The following is a 24,119-nucleotide window of genomic DNA, read 5'->3' on the forward strand; positions in this document are numbered from 1 at the left end:
GACGCGTCGTCTGCCGTTGGGTCGTCTACCATGGGCCGCAAACTATGGAGCCTGCGTGCCGGAATCAACGGTGTCGCGATCAACTGTGCCGCGATCAACTGTGCCGCGGGGAGGACCCGGTTCGACCCGTGCCTGCATCGATGCCAGGATCGCGCGCGCCAGCGGCGTGTGGCACAACGCGGTCACGTCGGGCGCCAGGCGGCGGCGCCAGTTCGGCCGCTCCCGGTCCGTGCCGGGCAGGTTCAGCGCGACCGGGTCGCCGGCGAGGTCGTCGGCCTGCACCAGCGCCAGCAGCGACGGCGTGGCCGCGACGAAGGCGTGCATCGCGGCGGCGACGTCGTCGGGCAGCGGGCCGTCCAGGTCGGGGGTGGACGCCAACAGCCCCTCCTGCGCAAGCTGCGCCACCATCCCCATCTTGTCCGCCGTCCGTTCGGCCAGTGCCGCCGCCAGGTCCGCGACCATCCCCAGCGCGTGGCGCTCGATGACGTCGGCGCCGGACCACCAGCCGGCCACCGTCGGCAGGTCGTGCGTCGACACGCAGGCCGCCGCCTGCCGCTTCCAGGCGCCCTGGGGCTTCAGGCGGCCATGCTCCTGATGGAACCACAGCACGCTGTAGGACAGGATGTCGGCGGCAGCGAGCGCGTCGGACAGGCCCTCGGGCACCGTGCCGAGGTCTTCCCCCACCACCAGGCAGCGCGCTCGGTGGCTGTGCAGGGCGATCTGCGCCAGCATCTCGTCCAGCCGCAGGTTGATATAGGCGCCGTCCTTGGCCGGGGTGCCGTCGGGCACGACGAACAGCCGGCGCAGGCCGATCGCGTGGTCGATCCGCAACGCCCCGGCATGGCGCATATTGGCCTCCAGCAGCTCGTTGAACGCCGCGTAGCCGCTCCGGCGCAGCGCCACCGGGTCGGGCGGCGGCAGGCTCCAGACCTGGCCCTGCCGCGCGAACGGGTCGGGCGGCGCGCCGACGGACACCCCCTGCATCAGCGATTCCTGCGCCGCCCAGGCCTCCGCCCCGTCCGGCGCGGCCCCGACGGCAAGGTCGCGATACAAGCCGATCGACAGTCCGCCGCTGCGCGCGGCTTGGGCAAGCTGCTCCTCGGCCAGGACCTGCATGGCGGCGTGGAAGCCGACGAGGCCGGCATGTTCCGCCGCGAACGCGGCGACGCCGGGCGAGTCCGGGTGGCGCAGCGCCGGCGGCCATTGCGCCCAATAGCTGGTGCCCAGCACCTCGGCGATCGCATGGAACGTGGCGAAGCGGTGCAGGGCCGGGGAGACCTCGGCCGGCGTGCGCAGCGCGGCTTGCAGGACCGGGCGCTTGCGGGCCCAGACGGCTTGATAGTCGACGGCTTCATAGTCGACGGCCCCGTCGTCCGCCGAACCGGGGATCGCCGGCAGGCCCTGGCCGCCGGGCAAGTGCGACACGTCGATATAGACCGGGTCCAGGAACCGCCGGTCCGACGGGTGATACGGGCTGGCGCGGCGGCGGTCGTGCGGGAACATCGCGTGCAGCGGATTGAGGCCGACGACCGCCGCGCCGGCTTCCGCCGCCTCGGCGGCAAGGCGGGCGAGGGTGGTGAAGTCGCCGATGCCCTGGTCGCCGGCGGAGCGAAGGGAATAGAGGTGGGCGGCGATCCCGTATCGCGTCCCGCCGTCCGCCAGGGCGGGCGGCAGGTAGCAGCGGGCCGGCGCGACCGTCAGGTGATGGACCTGGTCCCAGGCGTCGTCGGCGACCAGGCGATGCCGGCCGGCCGGCTGCGGCGGCAGGCGCAGCACCGGCCCGTCGGCGTGGTAGCGGTCCTCGGACCCGTCCTCCCGCCGCAGCGTCACCCAGCGCGGACGTGGCCAGCCCAGGGTCAGCTCGATCGGCTCGCGGGGCCGGCCCAGCGTCATGCGGGGCAGGGGGCCGGCATGTTCGGCGTCGAGCCTGGCGAGACTGTCCGCCCAGTCGGTCCGGGTGCCGGCGGGCAGCCGCATGGCGGCGAGCAAGGTCCGTTTCGTTTCTACCGGAACGATATGGCGCCGGCCCTCGACGTCCCACCACGCGGGTTCGATGCCGGCCAGCGAGGCCAGCCGTTCGAGTTCGTCGTCCGTGACGCCGGCGGCGGGATGCCGGTCTTCCCGCGCCGCCCCGTCCGCAGCGCCGGGACCGGGCTTGTCCGTTTCATATGGAACCGCCTGGAAGACGGCCACGCTCCGGCCTTGGACGATCGGGCCAGCCTCGCCCGGCACCGCCCCCAAGGCAGGGTGCCAGGCAAGCCCGTCGCCGGCCGGCGGCAGCACCAGCTTCAGCGCGTCACGCCCGGCATGGAACGCCAGCAGCGCATGCGTCTGCCCCGCGCGCAGGTCGGCGATCAGCGTATGCGCGTCCGGTTGGTCCCAATCGGTCAGTTCGGAGCCGTCGGCGTGGCGCCAGGTGACGACGGGGGCCGCATAGGGCGATGCCGGATCGCCGGCGGCCAGCGGGGCGCCGGTGAACAGCGGCGCCAGCGCCTTGCGCAGCGCGACCAGGGCCGCCGTATCGTCGATCAGCGCCTGGTCGGCGGCGTCCCAGTCGAACCAGGAACCGGCATTGTCCTGGGCATAGGCGTTGTTGTTGCCGTGCTGCGTCCGTCCGGCCTCATCGCCCATCGTCAGCATCGGCGTGCCGCGCGACAGCAGCAGCGTGGCCAGCAGCGCCCGCACGTCGCGCGCCCGAGCGGCCTGGATGGCGGGATCGTCGGTGGGTCCCTCGACGCCGTTGTTCCAGGACTGGTTGTCGCTGGTGCCGTCGCGGTTGGCTTCGCCGTTGGCCGCGTTGCGTTTGGTTTCGTAAGCAACGAGATCGGCGAGGGTGAACCCGTCATGCGCGGTGACGAAGTTGACGCTTCGGGTCAGCGGGCGGTGCGGGAAGACGTCGGCGGACCCGGCGAAGCGGGTGGTGAACGCGCCCAGCATGCCGGGGTCGCCGCGCCAGAACCGGCGGACGGTGTCGCGGTATCGGTCGTTCCACTCGCCCCAGCGCGCGGGGAACTGGCCAAGCTGGTAGCCGCCCATGCCGATGTCCCAGGGTTCGGCGACGAACGCCAGGCGCGACAGCAGCGGGTCCTGCTCGATCGCCGCCAGGAACGGGCCGGCGGGGTCGAACCCGTTGGGGCCGCGGCCCAGCGTCGTCGCCAGGTCGAGGCGGAACCCGTCGAACCCGCCATAGGCGGCCCAGGCGCGCAGCGCGTCCATGCCCAGGCGCAGACCCGGCGGCCGGTCCAGCGCCAGAACGTTGCCGCAGCCGGCGTCGTCCACGTACAGCGACCGGTCCTCGGCCAGCCGGTAATAGCCGGCGTTGTCCAGCCCGCGCAGCGACAGCGTCGGTCCCCGCTCGTCGCTTTCGGCGGAATGGTTCAGCACCGCGTCCAGTATCACGGCCAGGCCCGCGTCCCGCAGCGCCTGCACCGCCGCCCTGACTTCAGGCCAGCCGCCGGGCGCGAGGCGCGGGTCGGGCGCCAGGAAGGCGATGGGGTTGTAGCCCCAGTAATCCGTCAGGTTCAGCGGCGGCAGATGCCGCTCATCGGCCCAGGCGGCGCTGGGCATGATCTCGACCGTCGTGACGCCCAGCCGCAGCAGGTGCGCGACCGAAGCCGGATGGCCCAGCCCGGCATAGGTGCCGCGGATCCCGGCGGGGACGGCCGGGTTGGTCATGCTGAAGCCGCGGACGTGCAGTTCGTAGACGACCTGGCGGTCCCAATCAAACGTATCGCGGGTGAGGGTCCCCTCGGCCGGCGCTACCGTCTCGGGCTGGCCGAGGATGGCTTTCGGCATCAGCGGCGCGGTGTCCTGGGGGTTCGGTCCGTCGTGGTCGAACAGGGCCGGATGCAGGCGGAACGGACGGTCCAGCGCCGTGGCCCAGGGGTCGACCAGCAGCTTGGCCGGGTTGAACCGCAGGCCGCGGGACGGGTCCCAAGGGCCATAGGCGCGCAGTCCATAGCGCGTGCCCGTTGCGACGGCGGGGAAGTCCCCGCTCCAGACCGATCCGATCCGCGTCGGCAGCGGCAGGCGGTGGGTTTCCCGGTCGGCGTCGTCGAACAGGCACAGCACGACCGCCTCGGCATCGGGCGCGTGGACCCGAACGGCGATGCCGTCGCCGGACGGGCGGACGCCCATGGGAGAGAGCGGGACGGGGGGGCGGATGTCGGGCAATGTCACGTCCGCGCCGGCAGCAGGCTGGCGTAAAGGTCCGCGTAGCGTCCCGCTGCCCGCCGCCACGATACGTCGGCCGCCATGCCGTTACGTTGCATCCGTTTCCATCCCTTCCGGTCATGCCAGAGACGATGCAGCCGCAACAGCGTCTCCCACAAGGCGTCTTCCGTCACCGGCGCGAATTGCAGGCCGGTGGCGACTTCGGCGGCCAAGGCGGCCTCGTTCGCGTCGATGACCGAGTCCGCCAGGCCCCCGACGCGCGAGACCACGGGGACGCTGCCGTAGCGCAGGGCATAAAGCTGGGTCAGGCCGCAGGGTTCGAACCGGGAGGGCACCAGCAGCGCGTCGGTCCCCGCCTGGATCAGGTGCGCGAGCGGCTCGTCGTAGCCGATCATGCAGCCGACCGAACGTGGCCAGGCCGCGGCCGCGGTCGTGAAGGCGCGCTGGAAGGCGGGATCGCCGCCGCCGAGGACGATCAGCTGCATCCCTTCGGCCGCGATCGGGGCGATGCGCGGGATCAGCAGGTCCAGGCCCTTCTGCGTGGTCATGCGGCTGATGACGCCCAGCAGCAGCGTCTCGGGGTCGGGATCGAGGCCCATCCGCTCCTGCAGCGCCGTCTTGTTGCGCAGCCGGCGGTCGAGGTGCCGGCGATCGAAGGTATAGGGCACCAGCGGATCGGTCGCAGGGTCCCAGACCGTGTCGTCGATGCCGTTGAGGATGCCCACCAGGTCGTCCTCGCGCAGCCGGAGCACGCCGTCGAGGCCCATGCCGTTCTCGGGGGCCGTGATCTCCCGCGCATAGGTGGGCGAGACGGTGGTCAGCCGGTCGGCGAACAGCAGCCCGCCCTTGAGGAAGTTCAGGTCGCCGTGGAACTCCATGCCGTCCAGGTGGAACAGCGGGTCGGGAAGCCCCAGCCGGGGGAACAGGGCGGCGGGGTAGCGGCCCTGGAAGGCCAGGTTGTGGACGGTCAGCACGGTGGCCGGACGCGGGCCTTGATGGACATGCAGATACACGACCGCCATGGCCGCCTGCCAGTCATGGGCGTGCAGGATGTCGAAGCCATGGGCCGGATCGACGGCCATGGCCGCCGCGGCGGCGCCCAGGCCGGCGAAGCGGATGCCGTTGTCGGGCCACTCGGCGCGGTCGGGACCGAGATACGGGTTGCCGGCGCGGGCATAGAGATGCGGCGCGTCGAGGACCAGCAGATCGAGGTTGGCCGCCTGGACCTGGAGCACGCGGGCCGGGCCGTCGAACAGGTCGGGGAAGGCTCGGACCTCGGTCGCGTCGGCGATGGCGCGCATGACGGCGGGGTAGCCGGGGACCAGGGTCACGGTCCGGACGTCATGGGCACCGAGCGCGAGGGGCAATGCGCCGGTGACGTCGGCGAGGCCGCCGGTCTTGATCAGGGGGAAGATTTCGGAGGCAACGGCGAGGACGCGGGTCATTCAGGCCTATCGGATTGGTGGCGAGGCTGGGGGGAAGGAGGCGCTGCGGCAAGCGGGGGCGGGCGCGGTTTCCGGTATGGACGCAGGCCCTGCCGCGACGGGCAAGTCCCCGCGCCGGATGCCCGAGGCCAAGCCGGCTCAGAGGCCAAGCCGGTCGATCATCGGCTGGGTGATCAGGCAGACGCCGCGTTCGGTGCGGCGGAAGCGGCGGGCGTCCTCGTCCTTGTCCTCTCCCACCACGAGTCCGGCCGGGATGCGCACCCCTTTCTCCACGATCACGTTCTGCAGCCGCGCGCCGCGGCCGATATCGGCGTTGGGCAGGACCACCGCCTGTTCGACATGCGCATAGGAATGCACGTGTACGCCGGTGAACAGCAGCGACTGGCGCAGGAAGGACCCCGAGACGATGCAGCCGCCGGATACCAGCGAGGAAATCGCCTCGCCCCGGCGCCCGACTTCCTCATGGACGAACTTGGCGGGCGGGGCGATCTCGGCATAGGTCCAGATCGGCCAGTCCCGGTCGTAGATGTCCAGCGCCGGGGTGATCGCCGTCAGGTCGATATTCGCCTCCCAATACGCATCCAGGGTGCCGACGTCGCGCCAATAGGCTTCCCGCTCCGCGCCGGACATGACACAGGACTGGGTGAAGCGGTGGGCGACGGCTTTGCCGTGCTTCACCAGGTAGGGGATGATGTCCTTGCCGAAGTCGCGGCTGGACTGCGGATCGGCGGCGTCGCGGTGCAGTTGCTCGATCAGGAAGCGGGTCTTGAAGACATAGATGCCCATGCTGGCCAGCGCCATGTCGGGCTTGTCGGGCATGGCGGGCGGATCGGCGGGTTTCTCGATGAAGGCGACGATCCGGTCGGCGTGGTCGACATGCATCACGCCGAAGCCCGTGGCCTCGGTCCGCGGCACCTCGATGCATCCGACCGTCACGTCGGCGCCCTGTTCGGCGTGCTGCATCAGCATCCGCGCGTAGTCCATCTTGTAGACGTGGTCGCCGGCGAGGATGACGATATATTCCGGGTCGTAGCCCTCGATGATGTCGATGTTCTGGTACAGCGCGTCCGCGGTTCCGGCGTACCAGGACTCGCCGGCGCGCTGGGACGCGGGCAGGATGTCGAAGCCTTCGTTGCGTTCGGGACGCAGGAAGTTCCACCCGCGCTGGAGATGGCGGATCAGGCTGTGCGCCTTGTATTGCGTCGCCACCCCGATACGGCGGATGCCGGAGTTCAGCGCGTTCGACAGCGCGAAGTCGATGATGCGGCTTTTCCCGCCGAAATAGACCGCCGGTTTCGCCCTGACATCCGTCAATTCCAGGAGGCGGGAGCCTCGGCCGCCGGCGAGCACATAGGCCATCGCGTCACGAACGATCGGGGCGTGCATTCCCGGATGGGCCATCGTCGCGCTTCCTCGCCGGCTGTTGGTTCGTCATCCTCTGCGGAGATATGGCGCCGGCCCTATCAGACGGCCATGGTGCCATAACACAAACAAATCAAATCGCGAAGATGATGCCATTGAGGCGAATCAACCATCCGGCGCGGGGCGGCGCCCCAGGCGCTGTGTCCATCAGGCGCTGTGTCCATCAGGCGCTTTGCCCATCAGCCGCCTTGCCCATCAGCCACCTTGCCAAGCCGGCACGTTCCAGACCAGGCCGGCGTATTCCCGGATCGCGCGGTCGGAGGAGAACCAGCCCACGTTGGCGGTGTTGAGGATCGCCGCCTTCCACCAGTCCTCGGGCCGGCGCCAGAGTTGGGCGACCCGGCGCTGCGTCGCGTAGTAGTCGTCGAAATCGGCGCAGACCTGGAAATAGTCGTGGTAGCGCAGGTTCTCGACCAGCCCGCGATAGCGGTCGCGGTCGTCGGGCGAGAACACGCCGTTGGCGACGCTGTCCAGCACCTCCGCCAGGATCGGCGAGGCGGCGATCACGTCCCTGGAATCGAGCCCCTGGGCGCGGCGGGCGGCGACCTCTTCGGCGGTCATGCCGAAGATGAACATGTTGTCCCCGCCGACGCGCTCGTGGATCTCGACATTCGCGCCGTCCATGGTGCCGATGGTCAGCGCCCCGTTCAGCGCGAACTTCATGTTGCCGGTGCCGGACGCCTCCATCCCGGCGGTGGAGATCTGCTCCGAGATGTCCGCGGCGGGGATGGTGACTTCCGCGAGGCTCACGGAATAGTTCGGCAGGAACACGATCTTCAGCACGTTGCGCACGGTGGGGTCGCTGTTCACCACGCGCGCGACGTCGTGGATCAGCTTGATGATGAGCTTCGCCTGGTGGTAGCTCGCGGCCGCCTTGCCGGCGAACACCTTCACCCGCGGCTTCCAGTCGTCCATCGGCCTGGCGCGGACGGCGTTGTAGAAGGCGATGGCTTCCAGGATGTTCAGCAACTGACGCTTGTATTCGTGGATGCGCTTGATCTGCACGTCGAACAGCGACGCCGGGTCGACCCGCACCTCCAGCTCCCGCCGGATCAGGTCCGCGAGCGCCAGCTTGTTGACGTAGCGGGCCGCGGCATAGCGCTTCTGGAACGCCGGGTCCGAGGCCAGCGGCTGCAGCTTCGCCAGCGCATCCTCGTGGTCCAGCACCTCGGGCCCCACCGCGTCGATCAGCAGGCGGGTCAGCCGCGGGTTCGCTTCGTGCAGCCAGCGGCGGAAAGCGATACCGTTGGTAACGTTGACGATGCGGTCCGGCAACAACTGGTGCAGGTCGTGGAACACCGTCTCCCGCATCAGGTTGGTGTGCAGGGCCGAGACGCCGTTGACGCGGTGCGAGCCGAGGAAGGCCAGATGGCTCATGCGCACGCGCCGGCCGGCGGATTCGTCGATCATCGATACGCTGGACAGCAGCCGTTCGTCGTTCGGGTGCTCCTGCCGGACCTGGCCCAGGTGCAGCGCGTTCAGCAGGTAGATGATCTGCATGTGGCGCGGCAGCAGCCGTTCCATCAGCGGCACCGGCCAGCTTTCCAGCGCTTCGGGCAGCAGCGTGTGGTTGGTGTAGCTGAAGGTCGCCTGCGTCATCCGCCAGGCCTCTTCCCACGGCAACTGGTGGATATCGAGCAGGATGCGCATCAGCTCCGCGACGCCGATCGCGGGGTGGGTGTCGTTCAACTGGATCGACGTCTTCTCGGCCAGCGTGCCGATATGCCCGAACGCGCGGATATGCCGCCGCACCAGGTCCTGCAGGGAGGCGGAGACGAAGAAATACTCCTGCCGCAGCCGCAGTTCCTGGCCGGCCGGCGTCGCGTCGGAGGGATACAGCACCTTGGAGATCGACTCCGCGCGCACCTGTTCGGCCAGCGCGCCGGCATGGTCGCCGTGGTTGAACGCCTCCAGCAGCAGCGGATCGGTCGAGCGCGCGGACCACAGGCGCAGCGTGTTGACCCGCCGGCCGCGCCAGCCGACCGACGGCGTGTCGTAGGCGACCGCCTCGATCGTTTCGGCAGGGTGCCAGACATGCCGGACGGCGGCTTCCGAGATCGGCACCGCCTCGATCGAGCCGCCGAAGCCGATGTCGTAGCTGACCTCCGGGCGGAAGAATTCCCAAGGGTTGCCTTGCGACAGCCAGTCCTCGGGGAATTCCTGCTGCCAGCCGTTCTTCATCACCTGGCGGAACAGTCCGTGGTCATAACGGATGCCGTAGCCATAGGCGGGGATGTCGACGGTGGCCATGCTTTCCATGAAGCACGCCGCCAGCCGTCCCAGGCCGCCATTGCCCAAGGCAGGATCGGGTTCCAGGGCGCGGAGCTTGTCGAGATCGACCCCGAGGCCGGCCAGCGCGGCGCGCATGGTCGCCAGCTTGCCCATGTTGTTGAGGTTGTCGAACAGCAGCCGGCCGATCAGGAATTCCAGCGACAGGTAATAGACGCGCTTGGAACCTTGCTGGTAGGTGCGGTCGATGCTGGAAAGCCAGCGGTCGACGATCTGGTCCCGGATCGCGACCGCCGTCGCCATCAGCCAGTCCCGCTCCGTCGCGATCGCTCGGCGCTTGCCGACGTGATAGGTCAGCTTGTCCAGGATGGCGGCCTGCAACGCGATCACGGCCTCATCGTCCGGATGGGGCGCGCCCGCCGACTGCAAACCGGTGTCGCCCTCTGGGGTGGATTCAGCCAAACCGCTTTCCAATTCCACTGCGCATCGCCTTCCCGAGATCACGAACGCGACAAAAGCATGATCGGACGACGGGTTTCAACAAATTGGTGCGCCGCGGCAGGGTGCCGGAATGATGCCGAAACGGGGACGCCGGGTGGGGTTTCGGGCGTTCGGGGCCGGGTAAGGGCGCCTTCCCGTCACGATCCGGCCCCGGCCCGACCATTCGGCCCGACCACCCGGTGCGCCAGGGGATACGGGGGATTCGGCCGGACCGGACCGTGGCGAGAGGATGCCGAATACCCCGATCAGTGGGGCGCCGCCTTCCGGCCGACCCGCCGCTTCGTCCATTCCCGGATGCCCTGGAACACCGCGTACAGCATCGGGATCAGGAACACGCCGATCGAGCTTGCCGCGATCATCCCCGCGAACACCGCCGTCCCGACGGCCCGCCGGCTCAGCATCGCCGCGCCCTCGGCCCAGACCAGCGGCACCAGGCCGGCGATGAAGGCGATGGAGGTCATCAGCACCGCCCGGATCCGGGTCCTTGCGCCGGCGGCCGCGGCATCGCGGATGGACAGGCCGTTCTCGCGGGCTTCCTTGGCGAATTCCACGATCAGGATGCCGTTCTTCGCCGCCAGCGCGATCAGCACCACCATGCCGATCTGTGCATACAGGTCCAGTGACAGGCCGGAGATCAGCAGCCCCGCGAAGGCGCCACTGACGCCGATCGTGACCGACAGCAGCACCGGGATCGGGATCATCCAGCTTTCATACAGCGCGACCAGGAACAGGTAGGCGAACAGCACGGACAGCCCCAGGATGATCCCGGTCTGCCCGGACGCCTGCCGCTCCTGGTACGCCGTGCCGGTCCATTCATAGCTGTAGCCCGGCGGCAGCGTGGTCTTGGACAGCTCGTCCATCGCCTTCAGCGCGTCGCCGGACGACACGCCCGGCCGCGGTCCGCCGTTGATGGTGACGCTGCGATAGTTGTTGTAGCGGCTGATCACCTGCGGCCCGAGGACGATATGCGCAGTGGCGATGGCGCGCAGCGGCACCATCTCGCCGGTCTTGTTGCGGACATAGATCTTCCAGATCGCCGAGACGTCGCTGCGGTCGTGCGCGTCGCCCTCCAGGTTCACCTGCCAGACGCGGCCGTACAGGTTGAAGTCGTTGACATAGAAACCGCCCAGCGTGGTCTGCAGCGCGTTGAATATGTCGGCGACGGCGATCCCCAGCGCCTGCGCCTTCTCCCGGTCGATATCCAGGTAGACCGACGGATTCGACGCGGTGAACGGCGAAAACACGCGGGCCAGCCGCGGGTCCTGGTTGGCGACGGCGACGATGCCCTGCACGACGCTCGCCATGTCCTCGGGCGGACGGCCTTCCAGGTTCTCAAGCTGGTATTCGAAGCCGCCGCTGGTCGACAGTCCGATGATCGGCGGCAGGTTGAACGGGAAGACGTTCGCCGACCGGATCGTCTGCGCCGCGCCGAAGATGCGGCCGATCACCGCCTGCACGCCGTTCGCCGCGCCCTCCCGCTGGTCGAACGGCTTCAGCCGCGTGACCAGGAAGGCCGCGTTCGGCTCGTTGCCGCCATCCAGCAGGGAGAAGCCGACGATCGACAGCACCGCCTGGACCTGCGGCATCGGGCGGATCAGGTTCTCGACCTGCTGGACCACCTGCCGGGTGCGTTCGACCGAGGCGCCGTCGGGCAACTGCACCACGGTGAAGATCGCGCCCTGGTCCTCTTCGGGCAGGAAGCCCGAGGGCGTGATGCGGCCCAGCATGACGATCGCGACGCCGGCCGCGGCGATCGCCACCAGCGACAGAAGCGCCAGGCGCAGCAGGCGGTTGACCACGGCGGAATAGCCGTCGCGCACCTTGTCGATGCCCGCCAGGGTCCAGCCGATCGGCCCGCGCGGGCGCGGCGTGTGCCGCAGGAACAGCGCGCAGAGCGCCGGCGACAGGGTCAGCGCGACGATCGCCGACAGCACCATCGCCACGCTGATGGTGATGGCGAACTGGCGGAACAGCGTGCCGGACAGGCCGGGCATGAAGGCGATCGGCACGAACACCGACAGCAGCACCAGGCTGATCGCGATGACCGGCCCGGTGATCTGCGCCATCGCCTTCTTCGTCGCATCGGCCGGCGACAGGTCGGGTTCCTCCGACATCACCCGCTCGACGTTCTCCACCACCACGATCGCGTCGTCGACCACCACGCCGATGCCCAGCACCAGCGCCAGCAGCGAGATCGTGTTGGCCGAGATGCCCATCGCCAGCATCAGCGCGAACGTGCCGATCAGGCTGACCGGGATCGCCACCATCGGGATGATCGTGGCGCGGACGCTGCCCAGGAAGACGAACACCACCGCGACCACCAGCACGAAGGCGATGCCCAGCGTCTTCACCACCTCATCGATCGTCGCCTGCACGAACGAACTGCTGTCATAGAAGACGCGCGCCTTGATGCTGGGCGGGAAGCGGGTCGACAGCTCGTTCAGCGCCGCCTGCACGCGGGCCGAGGTCTGCACCGCGTTGGCGCCGGGCGCGAGGTAGATGCCGATCGACACCGCCGGATTGCCGTTCAGCCGCGACAGCGTGTCGCTGTTCGCCGCGCCCAGCTCGACGCGGGCGACGTCGCGGATGCGCAGCAGCGACCCGTCGGGATTGGCGCGGATGACGATGTCGCCGAACTGCGACGGCGTCACCAGGCGTCCCTGGGTCTGGACCGAAAGCTGGAACTGCGTCGCGTCGCTGGTCGGCCGAGCGCCGATGCGCCCGACGGCGGCCTGCACGTTCTGGGACTGGATCACCGCGATGATGTCCGCCGGCGCCAGGTTCAGCGCCGTCAGCTTGTCGACGTCGAACCAGATGCGCATCGAGTAGTCCAGCCGCCCGAACAGCGTCGCGTCGCCGACGCCCGGCGTGCGGGCCAGCCGGTCCAGCACGTTGATGGTGACGTAGTTGCTGATGAACAGCGGATCGTATTGTCCGCCCTCGGAATAGAATTGCAGGAACTCCAGGATCGCCGAGGACCGCTTGCGGACGGTGAGGCCGCTTTTCTGCACCTCGGACGGCAGGCGGGCGAGCGCCTGCTGCACCCGGTTGTTGACGTTGACGACGTTGATGTCCGGATTGGTCCCCAGCTCGAAACTGACGGTCAGCGAATAGCTGCCGTCGTTTCCGCTGTTGGACTTCATGTAGATCGCCTTGTCGACGCCGACGACGGCGGCTTCCAGCGGCTGCGCGACGGTCTGTTCGACCACCGTGGCCGAGGCGCCGGGATAGGTCGCCGAGACGGTGACCTGCGGCGGCACGATGTCGGGGAACTGCGACAGCGGGATGCGCTGCAGGGCCAGAAGGCCGGCCAGGGTCATCAGGACGGCCAGCACGACGGCCAGCCGCGGCCGGTCGACGAAAACGGCTGAGATCATGCGTCTATTGCCCCGAGGCCGGCTGCGGGCTGACCGGGCCCGGATTGACCACCAGCCCTGGCCGGACGCGCTGGATGCCCTCGGCGACGACGGTCTCGCCTTCCTTCAGGCCGGAGGCGATGACGGCCGTGACCGGCGTCGACTGGCCCAGTTGGATGCGGCGGATCTCGGCCTTGTTGCCGGGGCCGACGACATAGACGTAGTCGCCCTGCTGGTCGGACAGCACCGCCTTGCGGGGGATGGCCAGCGCCGTCACCGGCTCGATCCCCTCCACCAGCACGGTGACGAAGGCGTTGTCGACCAGGGCGCGCTCCATCGGCTGGCCGTCGCCGGTGGTGCGCAGCGGCGGGTTGGCGATGCGCGCGCGCAGCAGGATCGTGTCGGTGGTGGCCGAGACGCTGGGGTCGATGTAGTCGATCTTCCCGGTCTGCCCGTACACCGTGCCGTCGGGCAGGCGCAGCCGGACCACGACCGCATTCATCCCGCCCTTGTCGGCATAGCGCCGCTCCAGCTCCGTCAGCACGCGGTCGGCCACGGGGAACAGCACATACATCGGGTCCTGGCTGACGATGGTCGCCAGCGGACCGGAGCTGGGCGATACGACGTTCCCCACCGTGATGGCGGTGCGCGTGATCTTGCCGGCCACCGGCGCTCGGATTTCCGTGTAGTCGAGGTTGATCTGCGCCGTCTTGAGCTGGGCCTGCGCGGATTGCACCTGCGCGGCGGCGGAGCGCTGGTTGGCCACCGCATCGTCGACGGTGGAGCGCTGGCCGGCCGGCGTGTTCAGCAGCGACTGGGCGCGCGCCAGGGTGATGTTGGCGTTGGCGAGCTTGGCCACGGCGTCGGCGACCGCGGCCTCCTGCTGCATCAGCACCGCCTGGAACGGGGCCTGCTCCAGGCGATAGAGCAGGTCGCCCTGCTTGACCTCCGCCCCTTCGGTGAAGAAGCGCTGGTCGAGGAACGCGGTGACGCGCGCGGTCAGCGCGACGCGGTCGATCGCCTGCACGCGGCCGATGAACTCGGAGCTTTCGGTGATCGCCGTGGGCGCTGCCTTGACGACCCCGACCGAAGGCGGGCCGCCCGGCGCCTGGGCATGGGCGGATGCGCAGACGAGCAGCATGAACGTCAGCAGGACAAGGCCCTGGCCGAACCGTTCGGTCAGGCGGGCAGGCGTCCAGAATGGCGGGTAGACTCGCATCAGGCGGCACTCTCCTCGATATCGGTCGCCTGTCGCGACGTGAGCATGGATTCTAGGGTGCCTGTCGCATTGCGCAATGGGTTGTGTGCTGTGTCGCACAATTGCCGGGTCCGATCGGATCGATATCGGCTATTTTGTCTTCGCGGTTCCGTTGGCGACCAGGAGGCCGGCCCCCGTCGTGACGACGGCGAGCAGACCGAAAAGGGCCGCCAGGGCGTGGCCGGTTTCCCATTCCAGGCGATACGCCGGCCAATCGGGCGGAAGGGTGGCCGGCGTCCACCCGCTGAGCGCCTTGTTGACGGGATCGTTCAGCAGGAAGAAGCACAGAATCATCGCGACGTAGCTGAGTGCCGTGATCCCATAGAGCAGAAACAGGGACTTCCTGCCCAGGCTGGTGACGACGAGCGCGACGCTCACCAGCAGGCCGCCGATTTCGGTGGGGGCGCCGATCAGCGGACCCCAGCCGTCATAGAGGTGCTGCTGGATGCCGAGCCAAAGCGCACCGTCGAGGCGGAGCTTGTTGGGAAGCTCCAGGACATGGGCCAGCGGTGCGAGGGACGCCCCGAAGGCGAGCAACAGACCCAGCCAGCGCAGCCATCGCATGGCCGGCTCAGCGGTCACTGGATCGCCAGCGCCAGCCCGACCCGCTCTTCGCGTAGGCCAGGGCGGCGAAAGCCAGGATGAGGCCAGCTCCCGCCGGCCATCGCAGGACTCCTTGGACGAACGTCACATCCAGCAGGACAAGCAGGACGAGGACGGCCGTCGCGATCCAGCCCTCCCGCGAGGCTGGCGAGACGCCATAGCCAAATCGCTTCGCTTCGAACCATGGTTTGCCCATTCCGCCGCCTCCAGCGCGGTGCCGATGGGTCCAACGCAATTGGCGGACGGTCCGTTTCCACCCTGTGCCGGCGCTTGTAGGAACGGGGATCGTCTCCCCCTGTCGTCAAAGGTTTAGCCGGCCTCCCCCAGATACGCGGCCCTGACCCCGGGGTCGGCCCTGACCGCCGCCGGCGGCCCCGCCGCGATCAAGGCGCCTTTGTCCATCACCAGCACCCGGTCGGCGATGCGGAACACCGTGTCCGTATCGTGTTCCGTCAGCAGCACGCCGCAGCCGGTCTCCTGCGCCAGCGACCGGATCAGGTCCGCCACCGGCCGCCGGTCCGCGCCGGTCATCCCGGCCATCGGTTCGTCCAGCAGCAGCAGCCGGGGCCGGTTGGCGATGGCCAGGGCGATCTCCAGCCGCTTCAGGTCGCCATAAGCCAGCGTGCCGCAGATGCGGCCGGCCAGGGCGGACAGGCCGGTGCGTTCCAGCAGCGCCTCGGCCTCCGCGGCCAGCACCGACCGCGCGGGACGCAGGAAGCGCCAGACCAGGCGATGCCGGACGAGCAGGGCGGCGCGGACGTTGTCGAGGACGGGCAGGGAGGCGAATACCTGGGCGACCTGGAAGCCGCGTCCGACCCCCGCGCGCCAGATCCGTTCGGGGCCCAGGCCGTCGATGCGTGCGCCGTCCAGGCGGATTTCCCCCCGATCGGGTCGTAGCTGTCCGTTCAGCATGTTGAAGCAGGTCGACTTGCCGGCGCCGTTCGGGCCGATCAGCCCGACGACTTCGCCGGCGGCGACGCTGAAGCCGATCCGGTCGACGACGAGGTTCCCGTCGAACGCCTTGGTCAGCCCGCGCACGTCGAGAAGGGCCGCGCCCGCCGTGTTCCGGGACGTCATGCTTGCCGCCGTGTTCCGGAACGTCATGCTTGCCGCCGTGTTCCGGGACGTCATGTTTGCCGCCGTGTTCCGGAACGTCATGCTTGCCGCCGTGTTCCGGCGAGACCGCCGGGGAAGGCCAGCACCAGCGCCAGGATGGCGATGCCGAGCGCGAGGCGCCAGAATGGTATTGCGAGAAGCAGCCAATCGTAGAGGCTGGTATAGACCAATGCCCCGATCACCGGCCCGGCCACGGCGTCCACGCCACCCAGCAACACCATCAGCAACCCGTCCACCGACCTGCCGACATCGGCGACGGCCGGGAATACGCTGCCGGTGCGGAACGCCCCCAGGCCGCCGGCCAGGCCCGCCGCCGCGCCCGACAGGGTGAACGCCGCCATCCTGAGCCGCTCCGGATCCAGGCCGACCGTCCGCGCTCGGCGTTCGCTGTCGCGGACGGCGATCAGCGCGAGGCCGAAGGGCGCGTCCACGCAGCGCTGCAACAGCCAGATGCCGCCGGCGCTCAACCCCAGCGCCCACCAGTAGAAAGGCACCGGCCCGCTTGGCCACACGCCCAATATGCCGTCATCGCCGCCCGTCACCGACAGCCATTGCTTGGCAACGGCCCAGACGATCTGGGCGAAGGCCAGGGTCAGCATCGCGAGATAGATGCCGGACAGCCTGACCACGAAGGTGCCGAACGCGGCGGCCGCCAGCCCCGCCGCCACCGGGGCGAGCAGCAGGGCCGCCGGCATCGGCGCGGCGAGGCCGCGCGTGGCCAGGCCGGCGGCATAGGCACCGATGGCGAACCAGGCGGCGTGACCGAAGCTGATCATCCCGCCGGGACCGACCAGCAAGTGCAGCGCGGCGGCGAACAGCGCGGCGACCAGGACCTCGGTCAGGATCGCCAGCGGATAGGCCGGCAGCCAGAACGGCGCGCCGGCGGCGAGCAGCAGGCCGGCCCAGCCCCAGGCCGGAGCGATCCGCCGGAGCGGGACCGGCCGGCGTCCGGCCTCGGGCTGGGCGGACCCCAGCAGCCCTTGCGGGCGGACCGTCAGGACGGCAGCCATGATGACGAACACCAGGACCAGGGTGGCCTGCGGCAGCAGCACCAATCCGAAGGCCTGGAGCAGGCCAATCAGCAAGCTCGCGAGGAACGCGCCGGCGATGCTGCCCAGGCCGCCGACGACCACGACGACGAACGCTTCGACGATGATCGAGAGGTCCATCCCCAGGTTGGCCGAGGCGTCCGGCAGGACCAGCGCCCCGCCCAGGCCCGCCAACCCGGCGCCCAGCGCGAAGATCGCGGTCGACAGGCGGCGCTGGTCGATGCCCAGGGCGGCGGCGATCGACCGGTTCTCGGTGCAGGCGCGGATCAGCACGCCGAAGCGGGAGCGGCCGAGGAGCAGCAGGAGGGCCCCCAGGACCAGCGGCCCGATCGCGATCAGGACGAGGTCGTAGCGGGGGAACCGCTCCCCCAGGACCGGCACCCAGGCGCGCAGCCAGGGCGGCCGGGGCAGCGGCAGGTCGTCGGGGCCCCAGGCGAACAGGGTCGCGTCGTGGATGATCAGCATCACGCCGAAGGTCGCCAGAAGCTGCAGCAGCGGCGGCGCGGCGTAGAGGTGGCGCAGCACTGCCGTCTCCAGCAGCGCGCCGATCGCCGCGACGGCCAGCGCGGCAGCCAGGACACCGAGGGCGAAGCAGACCGGCGTGTGGGGCAGGCGGGCCAGGATCGACCAGCCGAGATAGGCGCCCAGCATGAACAGGCTGCCATGGGCGAAATTGACGATGCGGGTGACGCCGAAGATGACCGTCAGCCCGGCGGCGATCAGGAACAGGGTTGCCGAACCGGCAAGCCCGGTCAGAAGCTGGATCGCGGCGAAGGTCATGATCCCGTCATCATGATCCCGTCTTGGGAGGGGCGCTCACCCGGCGGGCCGCAGCGCCCTGACCTTCGCGTCCGACGGCAGGTAGGCCGCGCCGTCCGCATAGCGCCAATCCGTCATGGTCCCCTTGCCGTCTTTCAGCGCCGTCTTGCCGACGAACGTTCCCAGCGTCCCCTGGTGGTCCAGCGCGCGATAGATCGCGTGCCCGAACGGCGTGTCGAACCCGACCCCGCTGAAGCCGGCGACGAGCTTGCCGGTCTCCAGGCCGCCGGCGGTCCTGATGCCGGCGGCGATGGACTGCATCAGGCTGTACCCGACCACGGCCCCCATGCCCGGCACCACGTCGAAACGCTTGCGGTAGGCAGCGATGAAGGCTTCGTTGGCCGGCGTCTTCAACGCCGCCTGCGGATAGCCGGTGACGATCCAGCCCTCCGGCGCCTCGTCGCCCAGCGGGGCCAGGTATTCGGGCTCGCCGGTCAGCATGGAGACGACGGACCGGCCCTCGAACAGGCCGCGCGTGTTGCCCTGGCGGACGAAATTGGTCAGGTCGGCGCCGAAGGTGATGTTCAGGATCGCCTCGGGCTTGGCGTCCGCCAGCGCCGCAACGGTCGCCCCGGCGTCGATCTTGCCCAGGGCGGGCCACTGCTCGGCGACGAAGCTGACATCGGGGCGCTGCGCGCTGAGCAGCGCGCGGAACCATTTCACCGCCGACAGCCCGTATTCATAGTTCGGCGCGACCGTGACCCAGCGCCTGGCGGGCAGCTTCGCCGCCTCCTCCACCAGCATCGCGGCCTGCATGTAGGTGGAAGGGCGCAGGCGGAAGCAGATCCGGTTGCCCTTGTCCCACACCAGCGCATCCGTCAGCGGCTCCCCCGCGATATAGAGCGTGTTGCGGCTCAGCGCGAAATCGGAGACGGCGAGCGCCACGTTGGACAGATAGCCGCCGGCGAGCAGGTCGACCTTCTGGGCGTCCAGCAGTTCTCCCGCGGCGCGGACGGCGTCCTGCGGCGTCCCGCCGTCGTCGCGGCTGACGACCTCCAGCTTGCGGCCCAGCACGCCACCCTTGGCGTTGATCTCCTCCAGGGCGAGTTGGAAGCCGTTGCGGTGGGGTACGGTGAAGGCGGGGATGGCGGTATAGGCGTTGAGTTCCCCGATCCGGATCGAGGCCGGCTGTGCCCGCGCGATCGACGGCGCCGCCACGGAGGACGCCGCGATGGCGAGAACGGAGCGGCGGTTGAGGCGCGGCCCCCGGGACGTCGGGTTCGCTGTGGTCGGTTCGCTCATGGCTTCGTGTTTCCGGCAGACTGACGGGTGATTACGGGCGAGGACCATTCGACGCAAGGCCGCGTGCCGGCGATGCGGAAGACGTGCCTCTCGGGGGCGCTGGAGTTGGCGAGGCGGGGGCGGTTCCTCGTCGTGGGCGGCGAAGGCCGGCCATCCACGATTTGCGGTGCTGGCGACGTGAAAGACGTGGATGCGGACATGAAGTCGTTCCGGGTCGGCTTCGGGCGTTCCGCGCCGGCGATGTGCTTGCGGAGAGCGGCATAGGCACGGCGGCCCATCGGGAACGCCAGGACTCCATCTATCCAACCGCCCATGGACCTTCGCCGACCAAGACGGAGAAAGGCGCCGCTGTCCCCCGGCGCTCATCGCAACGCCCATGAGGCCTTCGTCCCGCCATGACAAGAAGCAACACTTGCCGTCGCGCAAAAGGTTTCAGGCCAGATTGAAACCAGTCCGCCAAGGACGCAATTCAGCCGAACCGCCTGCGCAGTGCATCGACCTCCGCCTCGGTCATGCGCAAACCAAGCTTGGAGCGCCGCCAGAGGATGTCTTCGGCGGAACGGGCCCATTCGGTCCTGACCAGCCAATCCACCTCCCGCTCCGTCAGGCCGGCGCCGATCGGCGCCCCGAGATCGCCGGGCCGCGCCGCGTCGCCCAGAAGGTCGGGCGTCAAGGTCCCATAGCTGCGCACAAAGCGCCGAATCGTTTCTTCCGGAATGAAACCGTAGCGCCGCTGCAGCTCTTGCCTCAAGGTCTCGGCGCCATCCCACGGGAAATCGCCGCCCGGCAGCGAGGCCTGCGCCGTCCACGGCGCGCCAAGCCGGGGGAACCAGGGGCGCAGCCGTGCCATCGCCGCCTCCGCCAGCCGGCGGAAGGTGGTGATCTTGCCGCCATAGACGCTCAGCAGCGGCGGATCGCCGTGCAGTTCCAGCACGTAGTCGCGCGTCGCTTCCTGCGCCTTGGTCAGCCCCTCGTCGCGCAGCGGCCGCACGCCGGCATAGCGCCAGACGATGTCGGCGGCGGTGACGGGCGCGCGCAGATAGGTGCCGAGGACCGACAGCAGATAGGCTTCCTCCTCGGCCGAGGACGAGGCGTCGGCGGGATCGCCGCTGTAGTCCTGGTCCGTGGTGCCGACCAGGGTGAAGTCGCGCTCATAGGGGATGGCGAAGGCGATGCGGCCGTCCGTGTTCTGGAAGATATAGCAGCGATCGTGCGGAAACAGCCGGCGCACGACGATGTGGCTACCTTTGACCATACGGACGCGTGTCGGGGCATCCTGTCCGACGGCATCGGCCAGGAACGTGGAGACCCAGGGGCCGGTCGCGTTGACCAGGACACGCGCGCGGAACGCGCCGCCGGACCCGGTTTGCAAGGACCAGAGACCGTCGACCCGCCGAGCGGCGACGCAGCGGGTGCGGGTGCGGATCCCGGCGCCGCGGGAGGCGGCGTCGCGTGCGTTCAGCACCACCATGCGCGCATCGTCGACCCAGCAATCCGAGTATTCGAAGCCGCTTGTGAACTCTGGCCGCAGCGCCGCACCGGCCGGATCGTGCCGCAGGTCCAGCGTCCTGGTGCCCGGCAGGATCCGCCGCCCGCCCAGGTAGTCGTACAGGAACAGGCCCGTCCGGATCATCCACCAGGGCCGCAGGCCCGTGTGATAGGGCAGCACGAACCGCAGCGGCCAGACGATGTGGGGGGCGGCGCGCAGCAGCACCTCCCGCTCCGCCAGGGCCTCGCGCACCAGGCGGAACTCGCGATGCTCCAGGTAGCGCAGGCCGCCGTGGATCAGCTTGGTCGATGCCGAGGAGGTCGCGCCGGCCAGGTCGCCCTGCTCCAGCAGCAGGACCGACAGGCCCCGCCCGGCGGCGTCCCGAGCGATGCCTACGCCGTTGATGCCGCCGCCGACGACCGCGAGGTCGAAGGGCTGTGACCCCTCCATGGACCGCCCGGTCCCGTCAGCCGGGGCCGAACCCGATGTCAGGCCGTGTCATCCGGCGACTCGATGACCGTGCCGGTATAGGGCTCGATGTAGACGAGGTGGTCGTGGATCGTGGTCACGCCCGGGGTGTTTTCCACCGCGACCCGGATCGCGGCGCGCTCGTTCTCGTTGGTGATGCTGCCCCAGATATCGGCGACGCCGCGGTTGACGGTGACGTTGACCGTCGTGCGCGGCGCCCAGGACTTTTCGCTGAGCGTGTTCATGATGGCGTCGCGGATCGAGCGGTCGTCGCCGCCGGTCGGGGCGACGTCGCGCACCCGCCCGATCAGCGCCCGCAGCAGGTCGGCACGGCTGACGATCCCGACCACCCGCCCGTCCCGGGTCACCGGCAGGCGCTTGATCCGGTTCTTCTCCATCGTGGACACCACGTCCTCCAGCGGCGCGTCGTGGGCGACCGTCAGCACGTCGGTGGTCATGATGTCCTTCACGTACCGTCCGTTGGCGCGGACGAAATCCGCCGCCTGGCGGGACGGCGAGACCAGGAGGCGCAGCCACCACGGCCGGTCGGTCTCGGTCCCGATCTCATCGCGGCGGAGCAGGTCGCCCTCGGTCACCACGCCGGCCAGGTTGCCGCCTTTGTCGACCACGAGCAGGCCGGAAATGCGCCGCTCCAGCATGGTCTTGACCGCCTGCTCCACGGTGTCGTCCGGGCCGACGGAGATCACGTTGCGGGTCATGACATCAGAAACGTTCATTGGGACATCCTTTCCCCTCTGTCCGCAACCATACACAACCGAACCGTCCCGGTCAGGGGGATCTGCGCGGGGGAGCCCTGTCGTGATCGCGGAGAGGAATTTGACCTGCCTCCATGACAGGCTATCCATCGCCGCCTAAGATCGAGCGAGGCGTGCCCTGCGGGGGGACGCGGGGCAGGAGGGGATGGAATGGGTCCGCTGGTAACGACCGAATGGCTGGCCGAGGCGTTGGGCAAGCCGAACCTGATCGTGTTCGACGCCACGAAATACCTGCCGAACGAAGCCAAGGACGGCAAGACGGAGTTCCTGCGCTGCCATATTCCCGGCGCGCGGTATTTCGACATCGACCAGGTGGCGGACCCCGACACCGACCTGCCGCACATGGTTCCGGCCGCCGGGCGATTCGCCAAGCTGATGGGGCAGATGGGCGTGTCCAACGATTCGCAGGTGGTGTTCTACGACCAGAAGGGCCTGGCCTCGGCGGCCCGCGGCTGGTGGCTGATGGGGCTGTTCGGCCATGACGCCGCCGCGGTGCTGGACGGCGGGCTGCCGAAATGGATCGCCGAACGCCGGCCGACCGGCGACGGGGAGGCGGCAGCGCCCGCGCCCACCACCTTCCGCCCCGACCTGCGCGCGGAACGCCTGCGCGGGATCGGCGACATCCTGGGCAACGTCGCCTCCCACGCCGAACTGGTCCTCGACGCTCGGGTGGCGGGGCGGTTCACCGGTGCGACGCCGGAGCCGCGGGCGGGGATGCGCAGCGGGCATATCCCCGGTTCGGCCAACGTGCCCTACACCGACCTGCTCAACGCCGACGGCACGTTCCGCGCCCCCGATGAATTGCGCGCCCGGTTCGAGCGGGCGGGGGTCGATTCGCGGAAACCGGTGGTGACCAGTTGCGGATCGGGCGTCACCGCCTGCATCCTGGCGCTGGGCTTGCGCCTCGCCGGTTTGCCGCAGGGCGCCGTCTATGACGGGTCATGGAGCGAATGGGGCGGCCGCGCCGACACGCCGATCGAGGTTGGATGAACATGGATAAGAAGCGCGGTTTCCGCACGACGCTGTCGCATATCGGCCGCATCGACAAAACGAAGCACGGCTTCGTCAACCCGCCGCTGCTGCGCGGATCGACGGTGCTGACGCCGACGGTCAAGGAACGCCAGGCGCTGGCGGCCCGCCGCGGCGAACGGGTGCTGACCTACGGCACCGGCGGATCGAGCACCCACTGGGCGCTGGAGGACGCGATCGCGGCGATCGAGGGCGGCACGCGCTGCTACCTGGTCTCCACCGGCCTCGCGGCGGTGACGCTGCCCTTGCTGGCGTTCCTGAAGACCGGCGAGCACGTGCTGATGCCCGACCACGTCTATGGCCCGGCGCGCAATTTCGCCTCCACGATGCTGCGCGACCTGGGGATCGAGACGACGTTCTACCTGCCCGAGATCGACGAGGCCGGGGTGCGGGCGCTGATGCGGCCGAACACCAAGGTCGTCTACACGGAAAGCCCCGGCAGCCATACGTTCGAGGTCCAGGACGTTCCGGCCATCGCTCGGGCGGCGCATGCCGGCGGGGCGAAGGTGTTCATGGACAACACCTGGGGCATCCATCACTTCCAGCCGTTCAAGCACGGCGTGGACGTCTCGATCCAGGCGGCGACGAAATACCCGGCCGGGCATTCCGACGTGCTGATCGGCGCGGTCACGGTGAACAACGACGAGGACTGGCAGATCCTGCACGCCGGCGGCCGCACGCTGGGTCACTACGCCAGCCCAGACGATTGCTGGCTGACGCTGCGCGGCGTCCGCACGATGGCGGTGCGGCTGCAGGCGCAGATGGACTCGGCGCTGCAAGTCGCGCACTGGCTGCGCAACCAGCCGGAGGTGGCGCAGGTGCTGCACCCCGGCCTGCCCGGCGCGCCCGGTCACGCGTTGTGGCGGCGGGACTTCACCGGCGCGTGCAGCCTGTTCGGCATCGAACTCGCGCCCCGGTTCTCCCCCGAGGACTCGCACCGCTTCGTGGAGGCGCTGGAACTCTTCGGCATCGGCGCGTCCTGGGGCGGGTATGAGAGCCTGGCGGTGCCGACGACGGGGTTCATCACCCGCACGGCCGGCGGACGGGGGTTCGAGGGGCCGGTGGTGCGGCTGCATATCGGGCTGGAGGATGTCGACGACCTGACCGCCGATCTGCGGCAGGCCCTGGACACGATGGCCGGGCA

At 69.6% G+C, this 24,119-nt stretch carries 15 protein-coding genes; 2 read left to right on the plus strand and 13 right to left on the minus strand.

Annotated elements, in window-relative coordinates; translation table 11 throughout:
* Positions 1–42 precede the first annotated feature (42 nt).
* From glgX to VHB27_RS00075, 13 genes are all read right to left on the minus strand, one after another.
* Positions 43–4,173: a glycogen debranching protein GlgX gene (glgX, locus tag VHB27_RS00015; protein WP_325596370.1), complete on the minus strand. Its 4,131-nt coding sequence runs from the start codon at positions 4,171–4,173 to the stop codon at positions 43–45.
* 2 nt (positions 4,174–4,175) lie between these two features.
* Complete coding sequence (gene glgA, locus VHB27_RS00020; RefSeq protein ID WP_325596372.1) at positions 4,176–5,618, minus strand: glycogen synthase GlgA; 1,443 nt, start codon at positions 5,616–5,618, stop codon at positions 4,176–4,178.
* A gap of 138 nt (positions 5,619–5,756) precedes the next feature.
* Positions 5,757–7,019 (minus strand): glucose-1-phosphate adenylyltransferase, encoded by a 1,263-nt coding sequence (glgC, locus tag VHB27_RS00025; RefSeq protein WP_325596374.1) that lies wholly within the window; start codon positions 7,017–7,019, stop codon positions 5,757–5,759.
* Between the two features lie 216 nt (positions 7,020–7,235).
* Complete coding sequence (locus VHB27_RS00030; protein WP_413788609.1) at positions 7,236–9,731, minus strand: glycogen/starch/alpha-glucan phosphorylase; 2,496 nt, start codon at positions 9,729–9,731, stop codon at positions 7,236–7,238.
* 284 nt (positions 9,732–10,015) lie between these two features.
* Positions 10,016–13,147 carry an efflux RND transporter permease subunit gene (locus tag VHB27_RS00035; RefSeq protein ID WP_325596376.1) on the minus strand — a complete coding sequence of 1,044 codons (3,132 nt, stop codon included), beginning with the start codon at positions 13,145–13,147 and terminating at the stop codon, positions 10,016–10,018.
* A gap of 4 nt (positions 13,148–13,151) precedes the next feature.
* Positions 13,152–14,345: an efflux RND transporter periplasmic adaptor subunit gene (locus VHB27_RS00040; protein WP_325596378.1), complete on the minus strand. Its 1,194-nt coding sequence runs from the start codon at positions 14,343–14,345 to the stop codon at positions 13,152–13,154.
* Positions 14,346–14,474: 129 nt separating this feature from the next.
* Positions 14,475–14,948, minus strand: coding sequence for a hypothetical protein (locus VHB27_RS00045; protein WP_325596380.1), 474 nt, complete (start codon positions 14,946–14,948; stop codon positions 14,475–14,477).
* Positions 14,949–14,955: 7 nt separating this feature from the next.
* Positions 14,956–15,183, minus strand: coding sequence for a hypothetical protein (locus tag VHB27_RS00050; RefSeq protein WP_325596382.1), 228 nt, complete (start codon positions 15,181–15,183; stop codon positions 14,956–14,958).
* Between the two features lie 113 nt (positions 15,184–15,296).
* Entirely contained in the window at positions 15,297–16,064 is a 768-nt protein-coding gene (locus VHB27_RS00055; protein WP_325596384.1) for an ABC transporter ATP-binding protein, read from the minus strand.
* A 77-nt stretch (positions 16,065–16,141) separates the two neighbouring features.
* Positions 16,142–17,932 (minus strand): ABC transporter permease, encoded by a 1,791-nt coding sequence (locus VHB27_RS00060; protein ID WP_325596386.1) that lies wholly within the window; start codon positions 17,930–17,932, stop codon positions 16,142–16,144.
* 36 nt (positions 17,933–17,968) lie between these two features.
* Positions 17,969–19,213 (minus strand): ABC transporter substrate-binding protein, encoded by a 1,245-nt coding sequence (locus VHB27_RS00065; RefSeq protein WP_325596388.1) that lies wholly within the window; start codon positions 19,211–19,213, stop codon positions 17,969–17,971.
* A gap of 469 nt (positions 19,214–19,682) precedes the next feature.
* Positions 19,683–21,152 (minus strand): glycerol-3-phosphate dehydrogenase, encoded by a 1,470-nt coding sequence (gene glpD, locus VHB27_RS00070; RefSeq protein ID WP_325596390.1) that lies wholly within the window; start codon positions 21,150–21,152, stop codon positions 19,683–19,685.
* 38 nt (positions 21,153–21,190) lie between these two features.
* Positions 21,191–21,907, minus strand: coding sequence for a CBS domain-containing protein (locus VHB27_RS00075; RefSeq protein WP_325596392.1), 717 nt, complete (start codon positions 21,905–21,907; stop codon positions 21,191–21,193).
* Between the two features lie 189 nt (positions 21,908–22,096).
* On the opposite strand from VHB27_RS00075, the gene sseA reads away from it, so the two are divergent.
* Together sseA and metC are read left to right on the plus strand one after the other, a co-directional pair.
* Positions 22,097–22,936: a 3-mercaptopyruvate sulfurtransferase gene (gene sseA / locus VHB27_RS00080; protein WP_325596394.1), complete on the plus strand. Its 840-nt coding sequence runs from the start codon at positions 22,097–22,099 to the stop codon at positions 22,934–22,936.
* A gap of 2 nt (positions 22,937–22,938) precedes the next feature.
* A partial coding sequence (gene metC, locus VHB27_RS00085) for a cystathionine beta-lyase (RefSeq protein ID WP_325596396.1) occupies positions 22,939–24,119 on the plus strand: 1,181 nt, incomplete at its 3' end.

Origin of the sequence: Rhodopila sp. (assembly GCF_035548235.1) — a bacterium.
Taxonomy (GTDB): Bacteria; Pseudomonadota; Alphaproteobacteria; order Acetobacterales; family Acetobacteraceae; genus Rhodopila.